Origin of the sequence: Phascolarctobacterium faecium, assembly GCF_003945365.1 — a bacterium.
Lineage (GTDB): Bacteria > Bacillota > Negativicutes > Acidaminococcales > Acidaminococcaceae > Phascolarctobacterium > Phascolarctobacterium faecium.
Window position 1 is genome coordinate 1,545,612 of sequence record NZ_AP019004.1, and the last position, 16,583, is coordinate 1,562,194.

18 protein-coding genes are annotated in these 16,583 nt (G+C 42.0%); 17 read left to right on the plus strand and 1 reads right to left on the minus strand.

Annotated elements, in window-relative coordinates; genetic code table 11:
* The first annotated feature begins 3 nt into the window (after positions 1–3).
* The 4 genes from PFJ30894_RS07600 (at position 4) to PFJ30894_RS07615 (ending at position 4,319) form a co-directional block, all read left to right on the plus strand.
* Positions 4–1,527 carry an amino acid adenylation domain-containing protein gene (locus PFJ30894_RS07600; RefSeq protein ID WP_125669485.1) on the plus strand — a complete coding sequence of 508 codons (1,524 nt, stop codon included), beginning with the start codon at positions 4–6 and terminating at the stop codon, positions 1,525–1,527.
* Positions 1,524–2,183: an MBL fold metallo-hydrolase gene (locus PFJ30894_RS07605; RefSeq protein WP_021718375.1), complete on the plus strand. Its 660-nt coding sequence runs from the start codon at positions 1,524–1,526 to the stop codon at positions 2,181–2,183. Before PFJ30894_RS07600 ends, PFJ30894_RS07605 begins: the two co-directional genes overlap by 4 nt.
* The gene (locus tag PFJ30894_RS07610; protein ID WP_021718376.1) at positions 2,184–3,023 is read left to right on the plus strand and encodes a hypothetical protein; all 840 of its coding nucleotides are present in this window, start codon (positions 2,184–2,186) and stop codon (positions 3,021–3,023) included. It abuts the gene before it with no gap.
* Between the two features lie 66 nt (positions 3,024–3,089).
* Positions 3,090–4,319 carry an ATP-binding protein gene (locus tag PFJ30894_RS07615; RefSeq protein WP_021718377.1) on the plus strand — a complete coding sequence of 410 codons (1,230 nt, stop codon included), beginning with the start codon at positions 3,090–3,092 and terminating at the stop codon, positions 4,317–4,319.
* Positions 4,320–4,367: 48 nt separating this feature from the next.
* Here PFJ30894_RS07615 and PFJ30894_RS07620 read toward each other — a convergent pair whose 3' ends face one another.
* Positions 4,368–5,546 (minus strand): pyridoxal phosphate-dependent aminotransferase, encoded by a 1,179-nt coding sequence (locus PFJ30894_RS07620; protein ID WP_125669487.1) that lies wholly within the window; start codon positions 5,544–5,546, stop codon positions 4,368–4,370.
* 290 nt (positions 5,547–5,836) lie between these two features.
* Between PFJ30894_RS07620 and rpsB the strand changes: the two genes are divergently transcribed.
* The 13 genes from rpsB (at position 5,837) to PFJ30894_RS07685 (ending at position 16,574) form a co-directional block, all read left to right on the plus strand.
* Complete coding sequence (gene rpsB / locus PFJ30894_RS07625; protein WP_113077032.1) at positions 5,837–6,574, plus strand: 30S ribosomal protein S2; 738 nt, start codon at positions 5,837–5,839, stop codon at positions 6,572–6,574.
* 25 nt (positions 6,575–6,599) lie between these two features.
* The gene (gene tsf / locus PFJ30894_RS07630; protein ID WP_021718380.1) at positions 6,600–7,250 is read left to right on the plus strand and encodes a translation elongation factor Ts; all 651 of its coding nucleotides are present in this window, start codon (positions 6,600–6,602) and stop codon (positions 7,248–7,250) included.
* 154 nt (positions 7,251–7,404) lie between these two features.
* Positions 7,405–8,130 carry a UMP kinase gene (pyrH, locus tag PFJ30894_RS07635; RefSeq protein ID WP_021718381.1) on the plus strand — a complete coding sequence of 242 codons (726 nt, stop codon included), beginning with the start codon at positions 7,405–7,407 and terminating at the stop codon, positions 8,128–8,130.
* A gap of 2 nt (positions 8,131–8,132) precedes the next feature.
* On the plus strand, positions 8,133–8,696 hold the full coding sequence (gene frr / locus PFJ30894_RS07640) for a ribosome recycling factor (RefSeq protein WP_021718382.1): 564 nt from the start codon (positions 8,133–8,135) through the stop codon (positions 8,694–8,696).
* Positions 8,696–8,938 (plus strand): hypothetical protein, encoded by a 243-nt coding sequence (locus PFJ30894_RS07645; protein WP_125669489.1) that lies wholly within the window; start codon positions 8,696–8,698, stop codon positions 8,936–8,938. The genes frr and PFJ30894_RS07645 overlap by 1 nt, the downstream gene beginning before the upstream one ends.
* Positions 8,919–9,089 (plus strand): indolepyruvate ferredoxin oxidoreductase subunit alpha, encoded by a 171-nt coding sequence (locus PFJ30894_RS07650; protein ID WP_021718384.1) that lies wholly within the window; start codon positions 8,919–8,921, stop codon positions 9,087–9,089. The genes PFJ30894_RS07645 and PFJ30894_RS07650 overlap by 20 nt, the downstream gene beginning before the upstream one ends.
* A gap of 82 nt (positions 9,090–9,171) precedes the next feature.
* Positions 9,172–9,954: an isoprenyl transferase gene (locus PFJ30894_RS07655; RefSeq protein ID WP_049896941.1), complete on the plus strand. Its 783-nt coding sequence runs from the start codon at positions 9,172–9,174 to the stop codon at positions 9,952–9,954.
* A gap of 20 nt (positions 9,955–9,974) precedes the next feature.
* Entirely contained in the window at positions 9,975–10,829 is an 855-nt protein-coding gene (locus PFJ30894_RS07660; protein ID WP_125669491.1) for a phosphatidate cytidylyltransferase, read from the plus strand.
* Positions 10,830–10,852: 23 nt separating this feature from the next.
* Positions 10,853–12,004 (plus strand): 1-deoxy-D-xylulose-5-phosphate reductoisomerase, encoded by a 1,152-nt coding sequence (locus tag PFJ30894_RS07665; RefSeq protein ID WP_021718387.1) that lies wholly within the window; start codon positions 10,853–10,855, stop codon positions 12,002–12,004.
* A gap of 19 nt (positions 12,005–12,023) precedes the next feature.
* On the plus strand, positions 12,024–13,040 hold the full coding sequence (gene rseP, locus PFJ30894_RS07670; protein WP_113077029.1) for an RIP metalloprotease RseP: 1,017 nt from the start codon (positions 12,024–12,026) through the stop codon (positions 13,038–13,040).
* A 17-nt stretch (positions 13,041–13,057) separates the two neighbouring features.
* Positions 13,058–14,128 (plus strand): flavodoxin-dependent (E)-4-hydroxy-3-methylbut-2-enyl-diphosphate synthase, encoded by a 1,071-nt coding sequence (gene ispG, locus PFJ30894_RS07675; protein WP_113077028.1) that lies wholly within the window; start codon positions 13,058–13,060, stop codon positions 14,126–14,128.
* The gene (locus tag PFJ30894_RS07680) at positions 14,128–15,849 is read left to right on the plus strand and encodes a proline--tRNA ligase (protein ID WP_113077027.1); all 1,722 of its coding nucleotides are present in this window, start codon (positions 14,128–14,130) and stop codon (positions 15,847–15,849) included. The genes ispG and PFJ30894_RS07680 overlap by 1 nt, the downstream gene beginning before the upstream one ends.
* A gap of 32 nt (positions 15,850–15,881) precedes the next feature.
* A complete protein-coding gene (locus PFJ30894_RS07685; protein WP_021718391.1) occupies positions 15,882–16,574 on the plus strand; it encodes an MgtC/SapB family protein in 693 nt (230 codons plus the stop codon).
* Positions 16,575–16,583: the final 9 nt, after the last annotated feature.

Consider the following 16,583-nt stretch of genomic DNA (forward strand, 5'->3'; position numbering starts at 1 on the left):
AAAATGATTACAGTTTTAGATTGGTTGGAAAGCACAGCTGCAAAATTTGCAGATAATATTATGTGCGCAGATGCTAAAAAGCAGATCACCTATGCCGATTTTGTAAAAAATGCCCAGGCTATCGGCAGTTTCTTGTGTAAATACGAAAAAATGCGCCAACCTGTGGCTGTCTTTATGGATAACTCTGTAGAGGCCTGGGAAGCCATGCTGGGGGTAGTGTACAGCGGCAATTTTTACGTGGTTATTGATGCGCTGATGCCCATCGAACGCATAAAAAATATCTTTACTACCCTGAGGCCCGTAGCCGTTATAGTTGATGAAGAGTGCCAAAAGCATGCGGCAAAGCTGGGGTTGGGTCAAGACGTTTATGATTATGAACAAATCGTTCAAACAAGCCCGGATGCAGATAAATTGCAGGCTGTGCGCGAAAAAATGATCGATGCTGATCCCATATACGCGTTGTTCACGTCCGGCTCTACCGGCGTGCCCAAGGGAACGGTACTTACCCATTTAAGCGTTATGAAATATACACAGTGGTATGCAGAAACTTTTCATATCGATGAAAATACTGTTTTCGGCAGCCAGACGCCGTTTTACTTTAGCATGTCTGTATCCACTATGTTTTCAACGATTTATACGGGAGCTAAACTTGTAGTGATTCCCAAACAGCTTTTTTCTTTCCCTGTCAAACTGATAGAGTTTATGAATGAAGCCAGGATCAATACCATCTACTGGGTACCTTCGGCTATGAATATGATCGCCAATTTTAAAGCTTTGGATGAGCACCGTCTGCCGTTCTTGAAAACCGTCCTTTTTGCCGGAGAAGCAATGCCTACCAAACAGCTTAATTACTGGCGTCGGCATCTGTCTGCTGATACTTTGTATGCCAATTTATTTGGCCCTACTGAAACTACCGATATAGCGGCCTATTACATCATCGACAGGGACTTTAGAGATGATGAACCTATCCCCATTGGCCATGCATGCAGAAATTGCGACGTGTTTGTTCTAAAAGAGGACGATACCTTAGCCGGCGCTGATGAAGAAGGCGAACTGTGCGTGCGGGGGTCTTTTTTGGCATCCGGTTACTACGATAATCCCGAAAAAACCGGCGAAGTCTTTGTACAGAATCCGCTAAATACCCATTATCGGGATATGATCTATAAAACCGGCGACCTGGTCAAATACAACGACAGAGGCGAACTGGTATATATCACCAGAAAAGATTTTCAAATCAAACATCAGGGCTACAGGATAGAATTGGGCGAGATCGAAACAGCGGTAAGCGCAGTTTCGAGAGTGTATGAATGTGCCTGCATCTACGATTTAGAAAGGAAGCTAATCATCATTTATTGCTCGGGTCAAAATCTTACGTCCAAAGATATCCTTTTAGGAGTTAGGGATAGGTTGCCCAAATATATGCTGCCCAATAAAATGTTTTTCCTGGAGAATATGCCGCATAATGCTAACGGTAAGATAGATAAAAAAATGCTGCAAAAAATTTATGGGGACGAGATGCAAAAATGAAAATAATAACCTGTACTACCCCTCTTTTAGAACAAAATATGTATATCGTAGAAGAGGGAAAGCATTGTATAGTGATTGATCCATATTATGATGAAAAAACAGCAGTATTATTAGAAGGCAAGATCGTTGATCTGTTGCTTGTTACCCATGAACATTACGACCACATCAGCGGCGTAAACAAATTTAAAGAGCTGTATGGCTGCAAACTGTTGTCAAACTCAAAATGTGATAATAATCTGCAAAGGCCTGCCAAAAATTTCTCCAAATATTTTGAGGCCTATTATGAATTTCAGGCCGACCTGCAAAAGCCGGATTTTGCTTTTGACAGCAATTATTCATGCAGCGCAGATGAGCTTTTTAATGACAGCATTACCTTTAGATGGCAGCATAATACTGTGTTTATCAAGATGGTTCCCGGGCACAGCGAAGGCGGTAATTTCATCTTCTTAAACGAAAACATACTTTTTTCAGGCGATATACTTTTAGATGAAAGTGTGCCTGCGGCTAAATTTCCTGGTGGCAGTCCCAAAGAATTTACAGATGTCGCGCTTCCATATATCAATACTCTGCCGCCGGAGCTAGTGGTGTATCCAGGTCATGGCGAGTCTTTTTCTTTACATGAATATTACGGCTATATCAATAAGAAGGAAAAATAAGTGCTGAAAACGATCAAATCTTTATCGGAATACGAACAACTTTATAATGAGTATGTAACGGAAGGACATGTGAGGGGATATCTCAATTACTTCATTAGTAAAAAGAATATATCTGCTTATATTAATGAAGAAAAAATAAAATATGCTGTTGTTGATGGAACTTTATTCTTGTTTGCTGATCAGGGCAATTATTATAAAATGTATTTTTGGAGGCTTACCGCCAAAACAAAAAGTCTGCCCGACGCCGATAAAGAAATTTGCTGTGATATATATGAACAACAAAATAATAATTTCACTGTAAATGTTTTGCACCAGTTGTTTATCGAAAATAATTATGAATGTAAACAAAAGTATGAGCAAGTGCGATTATCTTACGGAAATTTGCATACTATATCTTTTAAATATTTAGAAGAGAATAAGTGGAAACTTTACGAAAATAATATGCGTATTGGTACAGTAAGTTTAAATGACAAAAGTGAAGTGGAACAATTGATAGTTGACTACATGGGTAAATACAACAAATTATCTATAGAAGACGAGGACTGGCAGGAACAAATCAGGAATAATAATGTTGTAGGCATTTATGTTGCCGATAATCTAATTGCTGTATATTACTTTACTGAAAAAGCAAGCAGGATAGTTGTCGGGAAAAATTATCGCGGTCAAAATTTGAGCGTTTACTTACGTATGTATTTTGCATCGCAAATCCGGTGGGCAATTTCTTCAAAAAATCAGTATGATTGGGCGGAAGCAAATAATATTTCTACAAAAATAACTTTTGCAAAGTTGTTTGCTATTTATACCGGAAAAATCAAGTATCGATATGTTAAAACAATCTAAATAGGTTATTACAAACATTCAAGATAAAACTTTAGGTAACTTGAGTTTTAAAGGAAGTAAAATACGATGTATATCAAACGTCATTTAGAAACGACAATAGAAAAGCTGAACAGTTGTTTTAAGGTGCTGCTTGTTACGGGGCCGCGACAGGTGGGTAAAACTACTTTATTGCGCAGGCTTGCTGCGGTCGATCGTACCTATGTGACGATGGACGATATCAGTGTACGCAGCCTGGCAATGACTGAGCCGGCGTTATTTCTGCAGCGTTACAAACCGCCGCTTTTGATTGATGAGATTCAGCTGGCTCCTAAGCTGTTGCCGTATCTTAAAATGTATGTGGACGAACAGGGGCAAAACGGTGATTTCTGGCTGACCGGGTCACAGGCTTTTGAGTTGATGCACGGTGTCAGTGAGAGTTTGGCAGGAAGGATCGGTATCGTTAATTTATTGGGTTTGAGTTATGGTGAATTGATCGATCGTCCTGCCGGGCCTTTTGTGCCGGAAAATGAATTTTTGCTGAGCCGTGTGAAGGAGTCGCCTTTGTTACCGATGAGTGATCTATTTGATCAGATTTGGCAAGGCAGTATGCCAGCGTTGAATAGTGCTTCTGAACAGGATTGGAACTGCTATTATTCATCTTATGTACAGACTTTTCTACAGCGTGATGTAAAAGAATTGGCACAGGTGAATGATGAATTGCAATTTTACAGGTTCTTATGTGCTGCCGCCAGCTATACCGGCAGTATGCTTAATTACGCAGCTTTGGCTAAAGAGGTAGAGATAACTCCACCGACAGCTAAACAGTGGCTAAAGGTTTTGGCAGCAGCGGGACTGGTATATTTTTTGGAACCGTTTGCGCATCCTAACTTAAAATATGCAGTCAAAGCACCAAAGCTTTATTTTACTGATACTGGACTTGCTGCATATTTGCTGCGTTGGAGCAGTGCAGCAACGTTGGAAGCCGGGGCAATGGCGTCTAATTTTTTTGAAACATGGGTTGTTAATGAGATTTATAAAAGCTTTATTAACTGCGGTCAGATCCCACCTCTTAGTTATTTTCGTGATTTCAATACCAAAGAAGTCGAACTTTTGATTGAGACAGATGGATGTGTATATCCTTTAGCAATTCGTAAAAGTGCACAGCCGGTAAAAGAAATTAAGAAGTTTGAAATTTTGAAACCGATTGCAGAAGGTGAAAAAGCCTTGAGAATTGGCTCCGGCGGCGTTGTTTGCCTGGCAAACGATTTATTGCCTGTTGATGCTAAGAACTGGTATATACCTGTGGGCTTATTATAAAAAAACAGACTGCCATTTAACGGCAGTCTGTTTTTTTATAATAAATGTTTATTTTGTATATTTTCGGATAAATCTGTCAAGACGTGTTAATGCTTCCCGCAGATTATCTTCGCTGTAAGCATAAGAACAGCGGATAAAGCCTTCACCGCTGGATCCGAAGCTGCTGCCGGGGATAACCAGCACTTCTTCTTCTGTAAGCAGTTTTTCAACAAATTCCATACTCGTGAGCCCTGTTTGTTTAATACAGGGGAATACATAAAAGGCACCTTCTGGTTCATAAAGGGGCAGCCCGATTTTCTTAAAGCCGTCGATCATGATCTGACGGCGCTTTTCATATTCGGCAACCATTGCCAGCATGTCGTTTTCACAATATTTTAAAGCAGCTATAGCACCGTATTGAGCTGTGATATTAGCACAGAGTACTACATTTTGATGGAGCAGGTTTGCCGCCTGGACGAATGCTGCAGGAGCGGTAAAATAACCTAACCGCAGGCCGGTCATGGCATAAGCTTTTGAAAAGCCGTTTAAAACTACTGTGCGGTCTTTGAACTCAGGGAAAGCTGTGAACATAGTATGTTTTTTGCCGCCATAAGTCAGGTGAGCATAAAGTTCATCAGAAATGATCATAATATCATGTTTAACAGCCCAGTCGCCAATAGCCTTGATTTGCTCTTTGCTCATAATAGCACCTGTAGGATTGTTGGGATAACCAAGGAGGATAGCGCGAGTTTTATCAGTCACTGCTTTTTCCAGATCTGTGACCGTGGGAACAAAGCCGTTTTCCAGTTTGGTTTCTACCGGTACCGGCTTTCCGCCTGCTAAAATGATGCAGGCTTTATTAGCAACATAACAGGGCTCGGGAATAATGATTTCGCCATCAGGGACCATAATGGTGCGGATAACGACGTCTAATGCTTCGCTGACACCTACAGTCACCATAATTTCAGTTTTGGGGTCGTATTGAACGCCATAGTTTTTGTAAGTGTCAGCAGCTATTGCTTCGCGCAGTTCCAGCATTCCCAGTGTAGAGGTATAGTTGCTTTTCCCTGCATTCAGACTGTCGATACAGGCTGCACGTACTTTTGCTGGAATATCAAAATCAGGTTCACCTACGCTGAGTGGTACAATGTTAGGATTGTTGGCTGTTATTTCTAAAAATTTTGCCAATCCGGAGGGCGGAAGGGCTTTAATAAAGGGAGAGATCATTTTATCGATGTTGAAGCTCATGGAAGTCATTCCACCTTTCATAATAAATATAGAAACAATAAACAAATCAAATCTAACACATCTGTATATAGCTGGCAAGTTTAATTATTAAAATATTTTGTATACATGTTAAGTGTAAAGTATTAAACAAATTTTGCTGATCATTATGAATAAAAGCTTGTGTAGAGGCCGTAACTATGGTATAATATCACACGGTGTAAAAATACACACGCAGAATGATCACCCGCTGTCCGCTTGCGGTAAGGGTTAGAGACGATTTCTGCGGAGGAAAAAACAGGAGGCAAATAAAAATGGCTATTATTTCCATGAAACAATTACTTGAAGCTGGTGTTCATTTCGGTCACCAAACCCGTCGCTGGAACCCTAAGATGGCTCCGTACATCTTCACTGAAAGAAACGGCATCTACATCATCGACCTGCAGAAAACCGTTAAAAAAGTTGAAGAATGTTACAACTTCCTGCGCGATGTTGCTGCCCGCGGCGAAAATATTTTGTTCGTTGGTACTAAAAAACAAGCTCAAGAAGCTATGCGCGAAGAAGCGTTACGCTGCAACATGTTCTATGTAAACGAACGTTGGTTGGGTGGTATGCTGACTAACTTCAAAACTATCCAAACCCGTATCAACCGTTTACGTAAGCTGGAAGCTATGGAAGCTGACGGAACTTTTGATGTACTGCCGAAAAAAGAAGTTATCGGTCTTCGTCTTGAGATGGAAAAACTTACTAAATATCTTGGCGGTATCAAAGATATGAAAAAATTGCCGGGTGCTCTCTTCATTGTTGATCCCCGCAAAGAAAATATTGCTGTGCTTGAAGCACGCAAACTGAATATTCCTATTGTTGCTACTGTTGACACTAACTGCGATCCTGACGTTATCGATCATGTGATTCCCGCTAACGACGACGCTATTCGTGCAGTAAAACTTTTAACTGCAAAAATGGCTGACGCTGTTTTGGAAGGTCGTCAAGGTATGCAAATGGAAGAAGCTGCTGAAGCTGAAGAAGTTGCAGCTGAAGACGCTGAATAATAATCAAATACTGGAGGACGAATAAATGGCTGAAATTACTGCTGCATTAGTAAAAGAACTGCGTGAACGTACTGGCGCAGGTATGATGGACTGCAAAAAAGCTTTGAGCGCAACCGATGGCGATCTTGAAAAAGCAATCGACTTCCTGCGTGAAAAAGGTTTGGCTGCTGCTGCTAAAAAAGCGGGCCGTGTAGCGGCTGAAGGTTTAGTTGAAGCTTATATCCATGGCGGCGGACGTATCGGCGTTTTGGTAGAAGTTAACTGCGAAACTGACTTTGTTGCTAAAACTGATGCTTTCAAAGAATTGGTAAAAGACATTGCTATGCATATTGCTGCAACGAATCCGTCTTACCTCAAACGCGAAGAAGTTCCTACTGCTGAACTTGAGCATGAACAAGCTGTTTTGGCTGAACAGGCGCGCAACGAAGGCAAACCTGAAAAAATCATTGAAAAAATGGTTGCAGGACGTATCGAGAAATACTATAAAGAAGTATGCTTGATGGAACAACCTTTCGTTAAAGATCCCGACAAAACTATTTCTGATTTGATTACCGAATCAATTGCTAAAATCGGTGAGAATATTTCTATTCGCCGTTTCACCCGTTATCAACTGGGCGAAGGCATTGAGAAAAAAGAAGAAAACTTTGCAGAAGAAGTTATGTCTTTCGTAAAATAATGAGAAACCGCATAAGAGAACACTTCGGTGTTCTCTTATTTTTTGCCCGAATGGCTGTAGTTCACAAAAAACTCAAGGTAAAAAAGAGGAAATATTGGTAAAATGTAGAATATGAAATAGGATATAGAGTTGCAGAAAATAGGAGGTCGTGGAAGTGGCGGAGAAATCGAAGTATAAGCGTGTCATTTTAAAATTGAGCGGTGAAGCTTTAGCTGGTGATAAAGGGTTCGGTATTGACCCGGAAACGGTTGAGTCCATAGCTTCACAAATCAAAGATGTTACGGAATGTGGTTTAGAAGTCGCTATTGTCAACGGCGGTGGCAACATCTGGCGTGGTTTATCGGGAAGTTCGAAAGGTATGGACCGCGCTACTGCAGATTATATGGGAATGCTTGCCACAGTTATCAATTCTCTGGCGCTGCAGGATGCTTTGGAGACTTTGGGAGTCCCAACACGTGTGCAAACAGCGATCGAAATGCGTCAGATTGCAGAAACGTATATTCGCAGACGTGCCATACGTCATATGGAAAAAGAGCGTGTAGTTATTTTTGCCGCTGGTACTGGTAATCCTTACTTTTCAACAGATACCACTGCTGCTTTAAGGGCGGCCGAGGTAGAAGCCGATGCGATTTTGATGGCTAAAAAGGGTGTTGACGGTGTTTATGATTGCGATCCGGCTAAAAATAAAGATGCGGTAATGTTTGAAAAACTTGATTATATCGAAGTTATTCAAAGAAAATTGAGTGTAATGGATTCTACGGCAATCAGTCTTTGCATGGATAATAAAATTCCTATCGTAGTATTTAATATTGATAAACCGGGTAACATTTTGCGTGCTGCCTTAGGCGAAGAGATCGGTACCCTGGTGGGAGGAAAATAATCATGGCAACAGTAAAAGAAATCATTGAATTAGCAGAAAGTAAAATGCACAAAACTACTGACGTACTGCGCGTAGATCTTGCTTCTGTTCGTGCAGGACGTGCTACTCCGGCTCTGCTGGAAAAGGTTATGGTAGATTATTACGGCACACCGACACCTGTTAACCAGGTAGCAAGCGTTACTGTACCTGAACCGAGAATGATCATTATCCAGCCTTGGGAGAAGAATCTTCTGAAGGATATTGAAAGAGCTATTATGAAATCTGATTTGGGATTAAACCCTAACAGTGATGGTGCTGTAATTCGGTTGAATCTGCCGCAGCTGACAGAAGAACGCCGTAAAGAGATTGTAAAAACTGTTCATAAAAAATCTGAAGATGCACGTGTGATTGTGCGTAATCTGCGCCGTGACGCGAACGATGCTGTTAAGAAAGCAGAGAAGGCTAAAGAAATCACTGAAGATGAAGCTAAAAAGGGTACTGATGATATTCAGAAAATGACTGATAAAATTATCAAGGAAATCGATAATATCATGGCTAATAAAGAAAAGGAAGTTATGGAGATCTGATGCTGATACCTGATGTGTTGGCACTGCCTTTGGCAGAAGCTATTGCCAGACTGGAAGCTGCCGAGATCGGATATACGGTTGCTGCTACGCAGCCGCCGCGCCGGCAAAACGAAGTTGTGGCGGAGAAGATAGCTGTTGAATATGTGGTTAGGCAGAGTTTGCTGTCTGACAATAAAGTAGCTCTTGTAACAGTAAAAAAATATAGAAAGGAGGTGCTGGAGAATGGCATTAGTAATCAATAAAGACGAATGTATCGGTTGCGGTTCCTGCGCTTCTACCTGCCCCGTAGGTGCTATTAAAGAAGCTGACGGTAAATATGAAATCGGTGATGAATGTGTTGAATGCGGCGCTTGCGCTGGTGTTTGCCCTGTAGGTGCTATTAAACAACCTTGATTTTAAGTTTTTAGGACTGCAAGGCCCCCTCTTAGAGGGGGTCTGTCAGTTTTATTTATTCCAGGGAAGGGTTGGTGTGCTTGTGTTTAACAGCTTGTTCAAAATCAAGAAGAATACAAACCCTGACGTAAATATCGATATCGATGGTATTAATTTGGCTAATGTGCCGCAGCATATAGCAATTATTATGGACGGTAATGGCCGTTGGGCTAAAGCGCAGGGAAAAGTGCGAACATTTGGGCATCAGGCCGGAGCTGAAACTTTAAAAACTATTGTTAAAATTGCTGATAAAATTGGTGTTAAAGTTATCAGCGCGTATGCTTTTTCAACAGAAAATTGGAAACGGCCTGTTACTGAGGTCAGTTTTATTATGGAGCTTTTAAGCCGTTATCTGACCAGTGAGATTGAAGAATTTAATCGAAATAATGTTCAGGTTCGTTTTATGGGCTCACGTGAAGGTTTGCCGGAAGTTGTAAAACAGAAAATGGACCACGCTGTGGAAGCAACTAAAAACAATACCGGTATTATTTTAAACTTGGCAATAAACTACGGTGGGCAGGCCGAAATTTTACAGGCAATACAGCGTATTGCGGCAGATACCGAAAAAGGCTTGCTGAAAGTAGAAGATATACAGGCAGAAACTTTTGAAAATTATCTTTATACGGCTGGCTTGCCTGCGCCTGATCTTTTGATCAGACCAGGAGGAGATAATCGTATCAGTAATTTTATGCTGTGGCAAATCGCATATGCGGAAATTTGGACTACAGATGCATATTGGCCTGCTTTTACCCCTGAAATGTTCTTGCAGGCAATCAAAGAATATCAGGGACGCGAACGACGCTTTGGCGGGTTAGTGACAAAATAAATTAAGCAGGTGTAAAAGATATGTTGACTCGTATTTTGACAGGTTTGGTAGGCGTTCCGATAGTAGTATGGCTGCTTCATAGCGGCGGTATGCTTTTTAATGCTGCAATATTTGTACTGGCAGCTATCGGCTGGCTGGAATTTTATAATATGGCCAAAAATAAAGGCTATAATGTTTTTTATTTTTCGTCCGGTATTATGACCTTGGTGCTGGTAGGAAGTTTGATGTATTTGGATGATTCTATTTATACATTATATTCACTGCCGCTTTTTCTGGTCGTAACTATTATTGCTATTTTACTGGAAGGCCTGCATAAGCACTGTAAAGGTCATTTGGTTGAGAATGTTGGTTTGTCGGTTATGGCGGTTTTATATATCGGCATTCTGTTTTTTCACTTTGGTCTTTTAAGGCAGTTACCATTTGAACCGGTGGTTATTGGTTCATTTGTTTTCGAAGGCGGCGAATGTTTTTTCTGGCTGATTATGCTTGGAACATGGGCCAGTGATACTTTTGCTTATTTTGTCGGCTGTGCGATCGGTAAACGCAAGTTGTGTCCAAATGTCAGTCCTAATAAATCTGTAGAAGGAGCTGCAGCCGGATTTATCGGCTGTCTGGCTGTAATGGTTTATTTGGGAGTAAAGGTGTTAGATATGGAGATAGTACAGGCAGCTGCATTAGGTTTATGCGTAGCTGTTTTTGCGCCGCTGGGAGATTTGGTAGAGTCGATTTTGAAACGTTCCTTTGGCGTTAAAGACTCTGGTAAGATTTTTCCAGGCCATGGTGGAGTTTTAGATCGTTGTGACAGCTTGTTGTTTGCCATACCGCTTGGCTATTATGTTTTAGTGTTTTCGGTTTTGTTGACTAAAACACACTGATTATATTATTCGGAGGCTTCAAAATGAAAAATGTTTCCGTGCTTGGCAGTACCGGGTCCATTGGTAAACAGACATTAGAGGTTGCTGCAGCTAATCCTGATAAGATAAAAATCAGAGCGTTGGCGGCACATACAAGTGACGTTTTATTGGAAGAACAGATTAATATTTTTCAGCCTGATATTGCGGCGCTTTCTGATGAGGCCGCTGCAGAGCGGTTGAAAAAACGTTATACCGGCAAGACGAAAATCCTTGCAGGAGAAGCGGGTCTTTTGGAAGTGGCTACGTTCAGCGAAGTTGACACAGTTTTAGCTTCAATGGTCGGTTATGCCGGTCTGAGACCTACTCTGGCTGCGATTGAGCATGGTAAAGACATCGCTTTGGCTAATAAAGAAACGCTGGTTGCTGCAGGAAGTATTGTTATGAGTGCGGTAGCAGAGCACAATGTTACTTTATTGCCGGTCGACAGTGAACACAGTGCCATTTTTCAAGCTTTGGCAGGTGGTAAGCATCAGGAAGTTAAGCGGTTGCTGATAACTGCTTCTGGCGGTCCTTTTCGTGGTAAAAGTAAAGCTGAGCTTGAAAATGTGACTTTAGAACAGTGTTTGAAGCATCCAAATTGGAGTATGGGCAGAAAAATAACTGTTGATTCTTCTACTTTGGCTAATAAAGGGTTGGAAGTTATTGAGGCGCATTGGCTTTTTGACATGCCTTATGAAAAAATCGATGTAGTTGTACATCCGCAGAGCGTAATTCATTCTTTGGTTGAATATCAGGATGGTTCTGTTTTGGCTCAGTTGGGACTGCCCGATATGCGTTTGCCGATACAGTACGCTTTTTCATATCCAGAGCGATTTGATAATGCTTTCGGACAGCTGGATTTAGTAAAAGCAGGTCAATTGACGTTTGAAGCTCCTGATTTGGAAGCATTTCCGGCACTGAAACTTGCTGTCGAATGTGGTAAAGCAGGAGGTACCTTACCTTGTGCATTTAATGCTGCTAATGAAGAATCTGTTTACGCATTTTTGGACAATAAGATTAAATACCTTGATATTCCGATGACTATAGAAAAGATTATTGTCAGACATCAGAATATATTGCAGCCTGTTATTGAGGATATAGAGCAGACAGATGCTGAAACTCGCAGGCTGACCAGAGAAATTTTAAAAAACTTGTAATGAGAGGGGGAACTCGGACATGACAACTATTTTAGCGGCTATTTTTGTTTTTGGTGTTTTGATCACCGTACATGAATTCGGCCACTTTATTACGGCAAAAATGACAGGCATGCGCGTGGACGAGTTTGCCATTGGTTTCGGACCCAACATTTTTCAGAAAAAAGTTGGTGAGACCCTATATAGTTTAAGAATTATTCCTTTAGGCGGGTATAATAAAATAGCCGGTATGGATCCGGAAGAGCCTGACAGCGATGATTCTTTTAAGTCAAAATCTATTCCTGCCAGAATGTTGGTTATTTTAGCAGGTTCGTTAATGAACTTTCTGCTGCCGATAATTTTGTTTTTCAGTATTTTTATGATCAATGGTATTCAAAAGCCAGTCGATCAGCCTATTTTGGGCACGATTATGGAAGAAAAGGCGGCCGCGCAGGCAGGCTTGCAGGTAGGCGATCGTATCCTTGCCATTAATGGTGAAAAGATTGCCACATGGAATGATTTGGTAGTTACCTTGCAGAAGTATCCTGATAAGGAGATTACTGTTACGGCAGAGCATCAGGGCGCAGTAAAAAATTATCAAATGACGCCAGCCTATGATGCGCAGTACGGCAGGCCCTTGATAGGTATTTCTCCTACATATGAACAATATCAGCCAGGCGTTGTTGAAGCGGCTACCATGGGCGCTGGCTATACTAAGTATATTATATTTGCGATGATTGACGGTCTGCAGAAAATAATTACCGGGGCGGCGCCGGCAGATGTTTCAGGTCCTATCGGCGTAGCTAAAATGGCAGGGGAGATGGCAAATCAGGGCATGCTTCCGCTACTGAACTTTATTGCTTTTCTCAGTATTAATTTAGGCGTTATCAATTTATTGCCATTGCCGGCTTTGGATGGCGGGCATTTTGTTCTGTTAGTTTTGGAAGCAGTACGTGGCAAGCCTTTAGGAGCGCGTGCGACCAATGCTATTCAAATGGTTGGCGTAGCGATCATTCTAAGTATTACTGTTTTGGCGGTGTTTAACGACATCAGCCGATAAAATAAAGAGGTGTCTTTATGAAGCGCAGAATAACCAGACAATTACAGTTGGGATCTGTATTTATTGGCGGTGATGCTCCTGTTTCAGTACAGTCGATGACTAATACGAGGACCGACGATGCTGCAGCGACTTTGAAACAAATTAAGGAACTGGCGGCAGTTGGCTGCGATGTCATTCGTTGTGCTGTACCTGATATGCCTGCAGCGCAGGCCTTACGGGAAATAGTTGCGCAGAGCCCGATTCCTGTAATAGCTGATATTCATTTTGATTACAAGCTTGCTTTGGCGGCTATAGATGCCGGTGTCAACGGACTTCGGTTAAATCCTGGTAATATTGGCGGACGTGAAAAGGTAGAAGCGGTAGTTGCAGCGGCCAGAATAAAAAATATACCTATTCGTATCGGTGTTAATGCCGGTTCACTGCCGAAGGATTTATTGGAAAAATATGGGCATCCGACAGCAGAAGCATTAGTAGAAGCTGCTTGGCGTCATATTCATATTTTAGAAGAACTTGATTATCGCAATATCAAAATTTCTTTGAAAGCACATGACGTACCATTAACGATTGCGGCTTACAGGCTTTTAGCTGCTCAATGTGATTATCCGCTGCATGTGGGGATTACTGAAGCTGGTACCGTTAATTCCGGGATTATAAAATCGGCAGTTGGTATAGGTACGTTATTGGCGGAAGGTATTGGCGATACGATTCGTGTTTCGCTTACCGGGGATCCGGTTAATGAAGTAAAGGTTGCTTATAATATTTTGAAAGCTTTGGGGCTTAGAGAATATGGGCCGACTTTGATTTCCTGTCCAACCTGCGGCAGGACCAGAATCAATCTGGAAAAGCTTGCTTTAGAGGTCGAACGCCGTTTAGACGAAATAGCAGAACCAATTACGGTTGCAGTTATGGGCTGCGTAGTTAATGGACCTGGTGAAGCCAGGGAGGCCGATATAGGCATTGCCGGCGGTATTGGCGAGGGCCTGCTGTTCCGCAAAGGCGAGATCATAAAAAAAGTCAGCGAAGATAAAATAGTTGACGAGCTGTTTGATGAAATTAAGAAAATTTTGGTTGAGAGGAAGATGAAATAATGCGAGTTTCCAAACTGTATGCTCCTACTTTGCGTGAGGTACCTGCAGAGGCGGAGGTTGTTAGTCACCAATTAATGCTGCGTGCCGGATTTATGCGTAAAGCTGCCGGTGGTATTTATACTTATCTGCCGCTTGCCTGGCGTGTATTGAAAAAAATAGAAAGAATAGTACGTGAGGAAATGGATGCCAAAGGTTCACAGGAGCTTTTGATGCCTATTGTACAGCCGGCTGAGATTTGGCAGGAAAGCGGACGTTGGGATGTATATGGTGCGGAAATGTTCAGGTTGCAGGATCGTCATAATCGCTGTTTCTGCCTTGGGCCTACACATGAAGAAATGGTAACGACTTTGATCCGCGGTGATGTTCGTTCTTATCGCCAGCTGCCGCTTAGTGTTTACCAAATCCAAAATAAATATCGTGATGAACGTCGCCCGCGTTTCGGTTTGATGCGCGGCCGTGAATTCATTATGAAAGATGCGTATTCCTTTGATCGTGACGAAGCTGGTCTTGATAAATCTTATCAGGATATGTACGATGCTTACACCAATATCTTTACGCGCTGCGGCCTGAACTTCCGCCCTGTTGAAGCTGATTCCGGGGCTATCGGCGGCAGTGGTTCCCATGAATTTATGGTAATTGCCGACAGTGGTGAAGCAGAGATTGTTTTCTGCACCAGCTGCGATTATGCGGCCAATGTTGAAAAAGCAGAGCTATTTCCTTTGGAAGCTCAAGAAGAAGCAATGCTGACTAAAGAAGAGGTAGTAACACCAGACTGTAAAACTATTGCTGATGTGTGCGCTTATTTAAAACTTCCTGTTGACCATTCTGTTAAAGCTGTTGCTTATAACAGTGAAAAAGGTTTGATTCTTTGTTTTGTACGTGGCGATCACGAAGTCAATGAAATCAAAGTTATCAATACCTGCGGCGTTATTGACCTGGAAATGGCGACAGAGGAACAATTAGCTGCTGCTGGTACTGTCGGCGGTTATATGGGCCCTGTTGGCATCGATAATAAAAAAGTCATAGTAGTTGTTGACGCTACTGTTATGAAAATGCATAATGTTTGCTGCGGCGCTAATAAAGAAGGGTACCATTTCATCAATGTTAACCCGGGCCGTGATTTTACACCAACATATGTAGCAGATATCCGTCTTATTCAGGAAGGGGATCCGTGCCCGCATTGCGGCGGCGAAGTGAGCAAAGCCCGCGGCATCGAGGTAGGGCAGGTCTTTAAGCTGTTTACTAAATACAGCTCTGCTTTAAAAGCTACCTATCTTGATGAAAACGGTAAAGAGCAGCCTATGGTAATGGGGTGCTATGGTGTCGGTGTCAGCAGAACGATGGCGGCTGCTATTGAGCAGAATTATGATGACAATGGTATCATCTGGCCAATCGAAATAGCACCCTATCATGTGCTGGTTGTGCCTGTTAATACAAAAGATGAAGCATCTGCAGCGAAAGCTGAAGAAATTTATATGCAGTTGAAAAAAGTAGGTCTGGAAACAGTTATCGATGATCGCAAAGAACGCCCCGGTGTTAAATTTAAAGATGCTGATCTGATCGGCTATCCGCTGCGCGTTGTAGTTGGGCCGAAAACATTGACTGAAGGTAAGCTGGAAGTTAAAATTCGTAAAACAGGCGAGATCAGATATTTGCCTTTAGATGGCGATTACGTACAAGATATCAAAAATATTATCGCAGAACTTGCTTTTTCAAAATAAAAGATTAAACTGACAGTAAGGAGGTGCCGATAATGAGTTCTCATGATTGGGAGATGCTTATTCGTCTATTATTGGCCGCTTTTTTAGGCGGAATAGTCGGCATCGAACGCGGCAGCGGCGATAGACCGGCTGGCTTTAGAACACATATTTTAGTTTGTGCCGGTGCGGCGTTATTTATGCTGGTTTCTATGTACGGTTATGATGATTACCCTATGCATGGGGAAGAATTCCCGCGCAATCGTGATTCTTCCCGTATTGCTGCACAGGTAGTTAGCGGTATTGGTTTTCTTGGTGCCGGTACGATAATGCATGAGGGAGTTACCGTACGTGGTTTAACAACAGCTGCCAGCTTGTGGATGATTTCGGCCATTGGGTTGGCTGCCGGTGCTGGGATGTATGTTTTAAGTATTGGTTCTACGGCGGTAATGATGGTTACTTTGGTAACTTTTCACAGCTGGGAAAAACGTTTTGCCGGCAGCAGTAGAAATGCCCGCCGCTTTATTCGGATTGTTGCCGAAAATGAACCCGGTATTATAACGAATATTACTGCGTATTTGACTGAAAATGGCGTGAAGGTACGCACTTTAAACGTAAAAAACAACTCCAGAAAAAATGAGGTAGTTTTAGAGCTGTATCTCAAAATAAGTAAAGATAGAGATGATATTGATATTATTCGCGGTTTACAAAGTATTGAAGGCATCATTACTTTAGAGAACGTTGGTTGATTGGTAAGA

Excerpts from the sequence above, each read along its gene's own strand:
- PFJ30894_RS07600 (WP_125669485.1), top strand. The coding sequence starts at position 4 with ATGATTACAGTTTTAGATTGGTTGGAAAGCACAGCTGCAAAATTTGCA.
- PFJ30894_RS07605 (WP_021718375.1), top strand. The coding sequence starts at position 1,524 with ATGAAAATAATAACCTGTACTACCCCTCTTTTAGAACAAAATATGTAT.
- PFJ30894_RS07615 (WP_021718377.1), top strand. The coding sequence starts at position 3,090 with ATGTATATCAAACGTCATTTAGAAACGACAATAGAAAAGCTGAACAGT.
- PFJ30894_RS07620 (WP_125669487.1), bottom strand. The coding sequence starts at position 5,546 with ATGAGCTTCAACATCGATAAAATGATCTCTCCCTTTATTAAAGCCCTT.
- rpsB (WP_113077032.1), top strand. The coding sequence starts at position 5,837 with ATGGCTATTATTTCCATGAAACAATTACTTGAAGCTGGTGTTCATTTC.
- tsf (WP_021718380.1), top strand. The coding sequence starts at position 6,600 with ATGGCTGAAATTACTGCTGCATTAGTAAAAGAACTGCGTGAACGTACT.
- frr (WP_021718382.1), top strand. The coding sequence starts at position 8,133 with ATGGCAACAGTAAAAGAAATCATTGAATTAGCAGAAAGTAAAATGCAC.
- PFJ30894_RS07645 (WP_125669489.1), top strand. The coding sequence starts at position 8,696 with ATGCTGATACCTGATGTGTTGGCACTGCCTTTGGCAGAAGCTATTGCC.
- PFJ30894_RS07650 (WP_021718384.1), top strand. The coding sequence starts at position 8,919 with ATGGCATTAGTAATCAATAAAGACGAATGTATCGGTTGCGGTTCCTGC.
- PFJ30894_RS07660 (WP_125669491.1), top strand. The coding sequence starts at position 9,975 with ATGTTGACTCGTATTTTGACAGGTTTGGTAGGCGTTCCGATAGTAGTA.
- PFJ30894_RS07665 (WP_021718387.1), top strand. The coding sequence starts at position 10,853 with ATGAAAAATGTTTCCGTGCTTGGCAGTACCGGGTCCATTGGTAAACAG.
- rseP (WP_113077029.1), top strand. The coding sequence starts at position 12,024 with ATGACAACTATTTTAGCGGCTATTTTTGTTTTTGGTGTTTTGATCACC.
- ispG (WP_113077028.1), top strand. The coding sequence starts at position 13,058 with ATGAAGCGCAGAATAACCAGACAATTACAGTTGGGATCTGTATTTATT.
- PFJ30894_RS07680 (WP_113077027.1), top strand. The coding sequence starts at position 14,128 with ATGCGAGTTTCCAAACTGTATGCTCCTACTTTGCGTGAGGTACCTGCA.
- PFJ30894_RS07685 (WP_021718391.1), top strand. The coding sequence starts at position 15,882 with ATGAGTTCTCATGATTGGGAGATGCTTATTCGTCTATTATTGGCCGCT.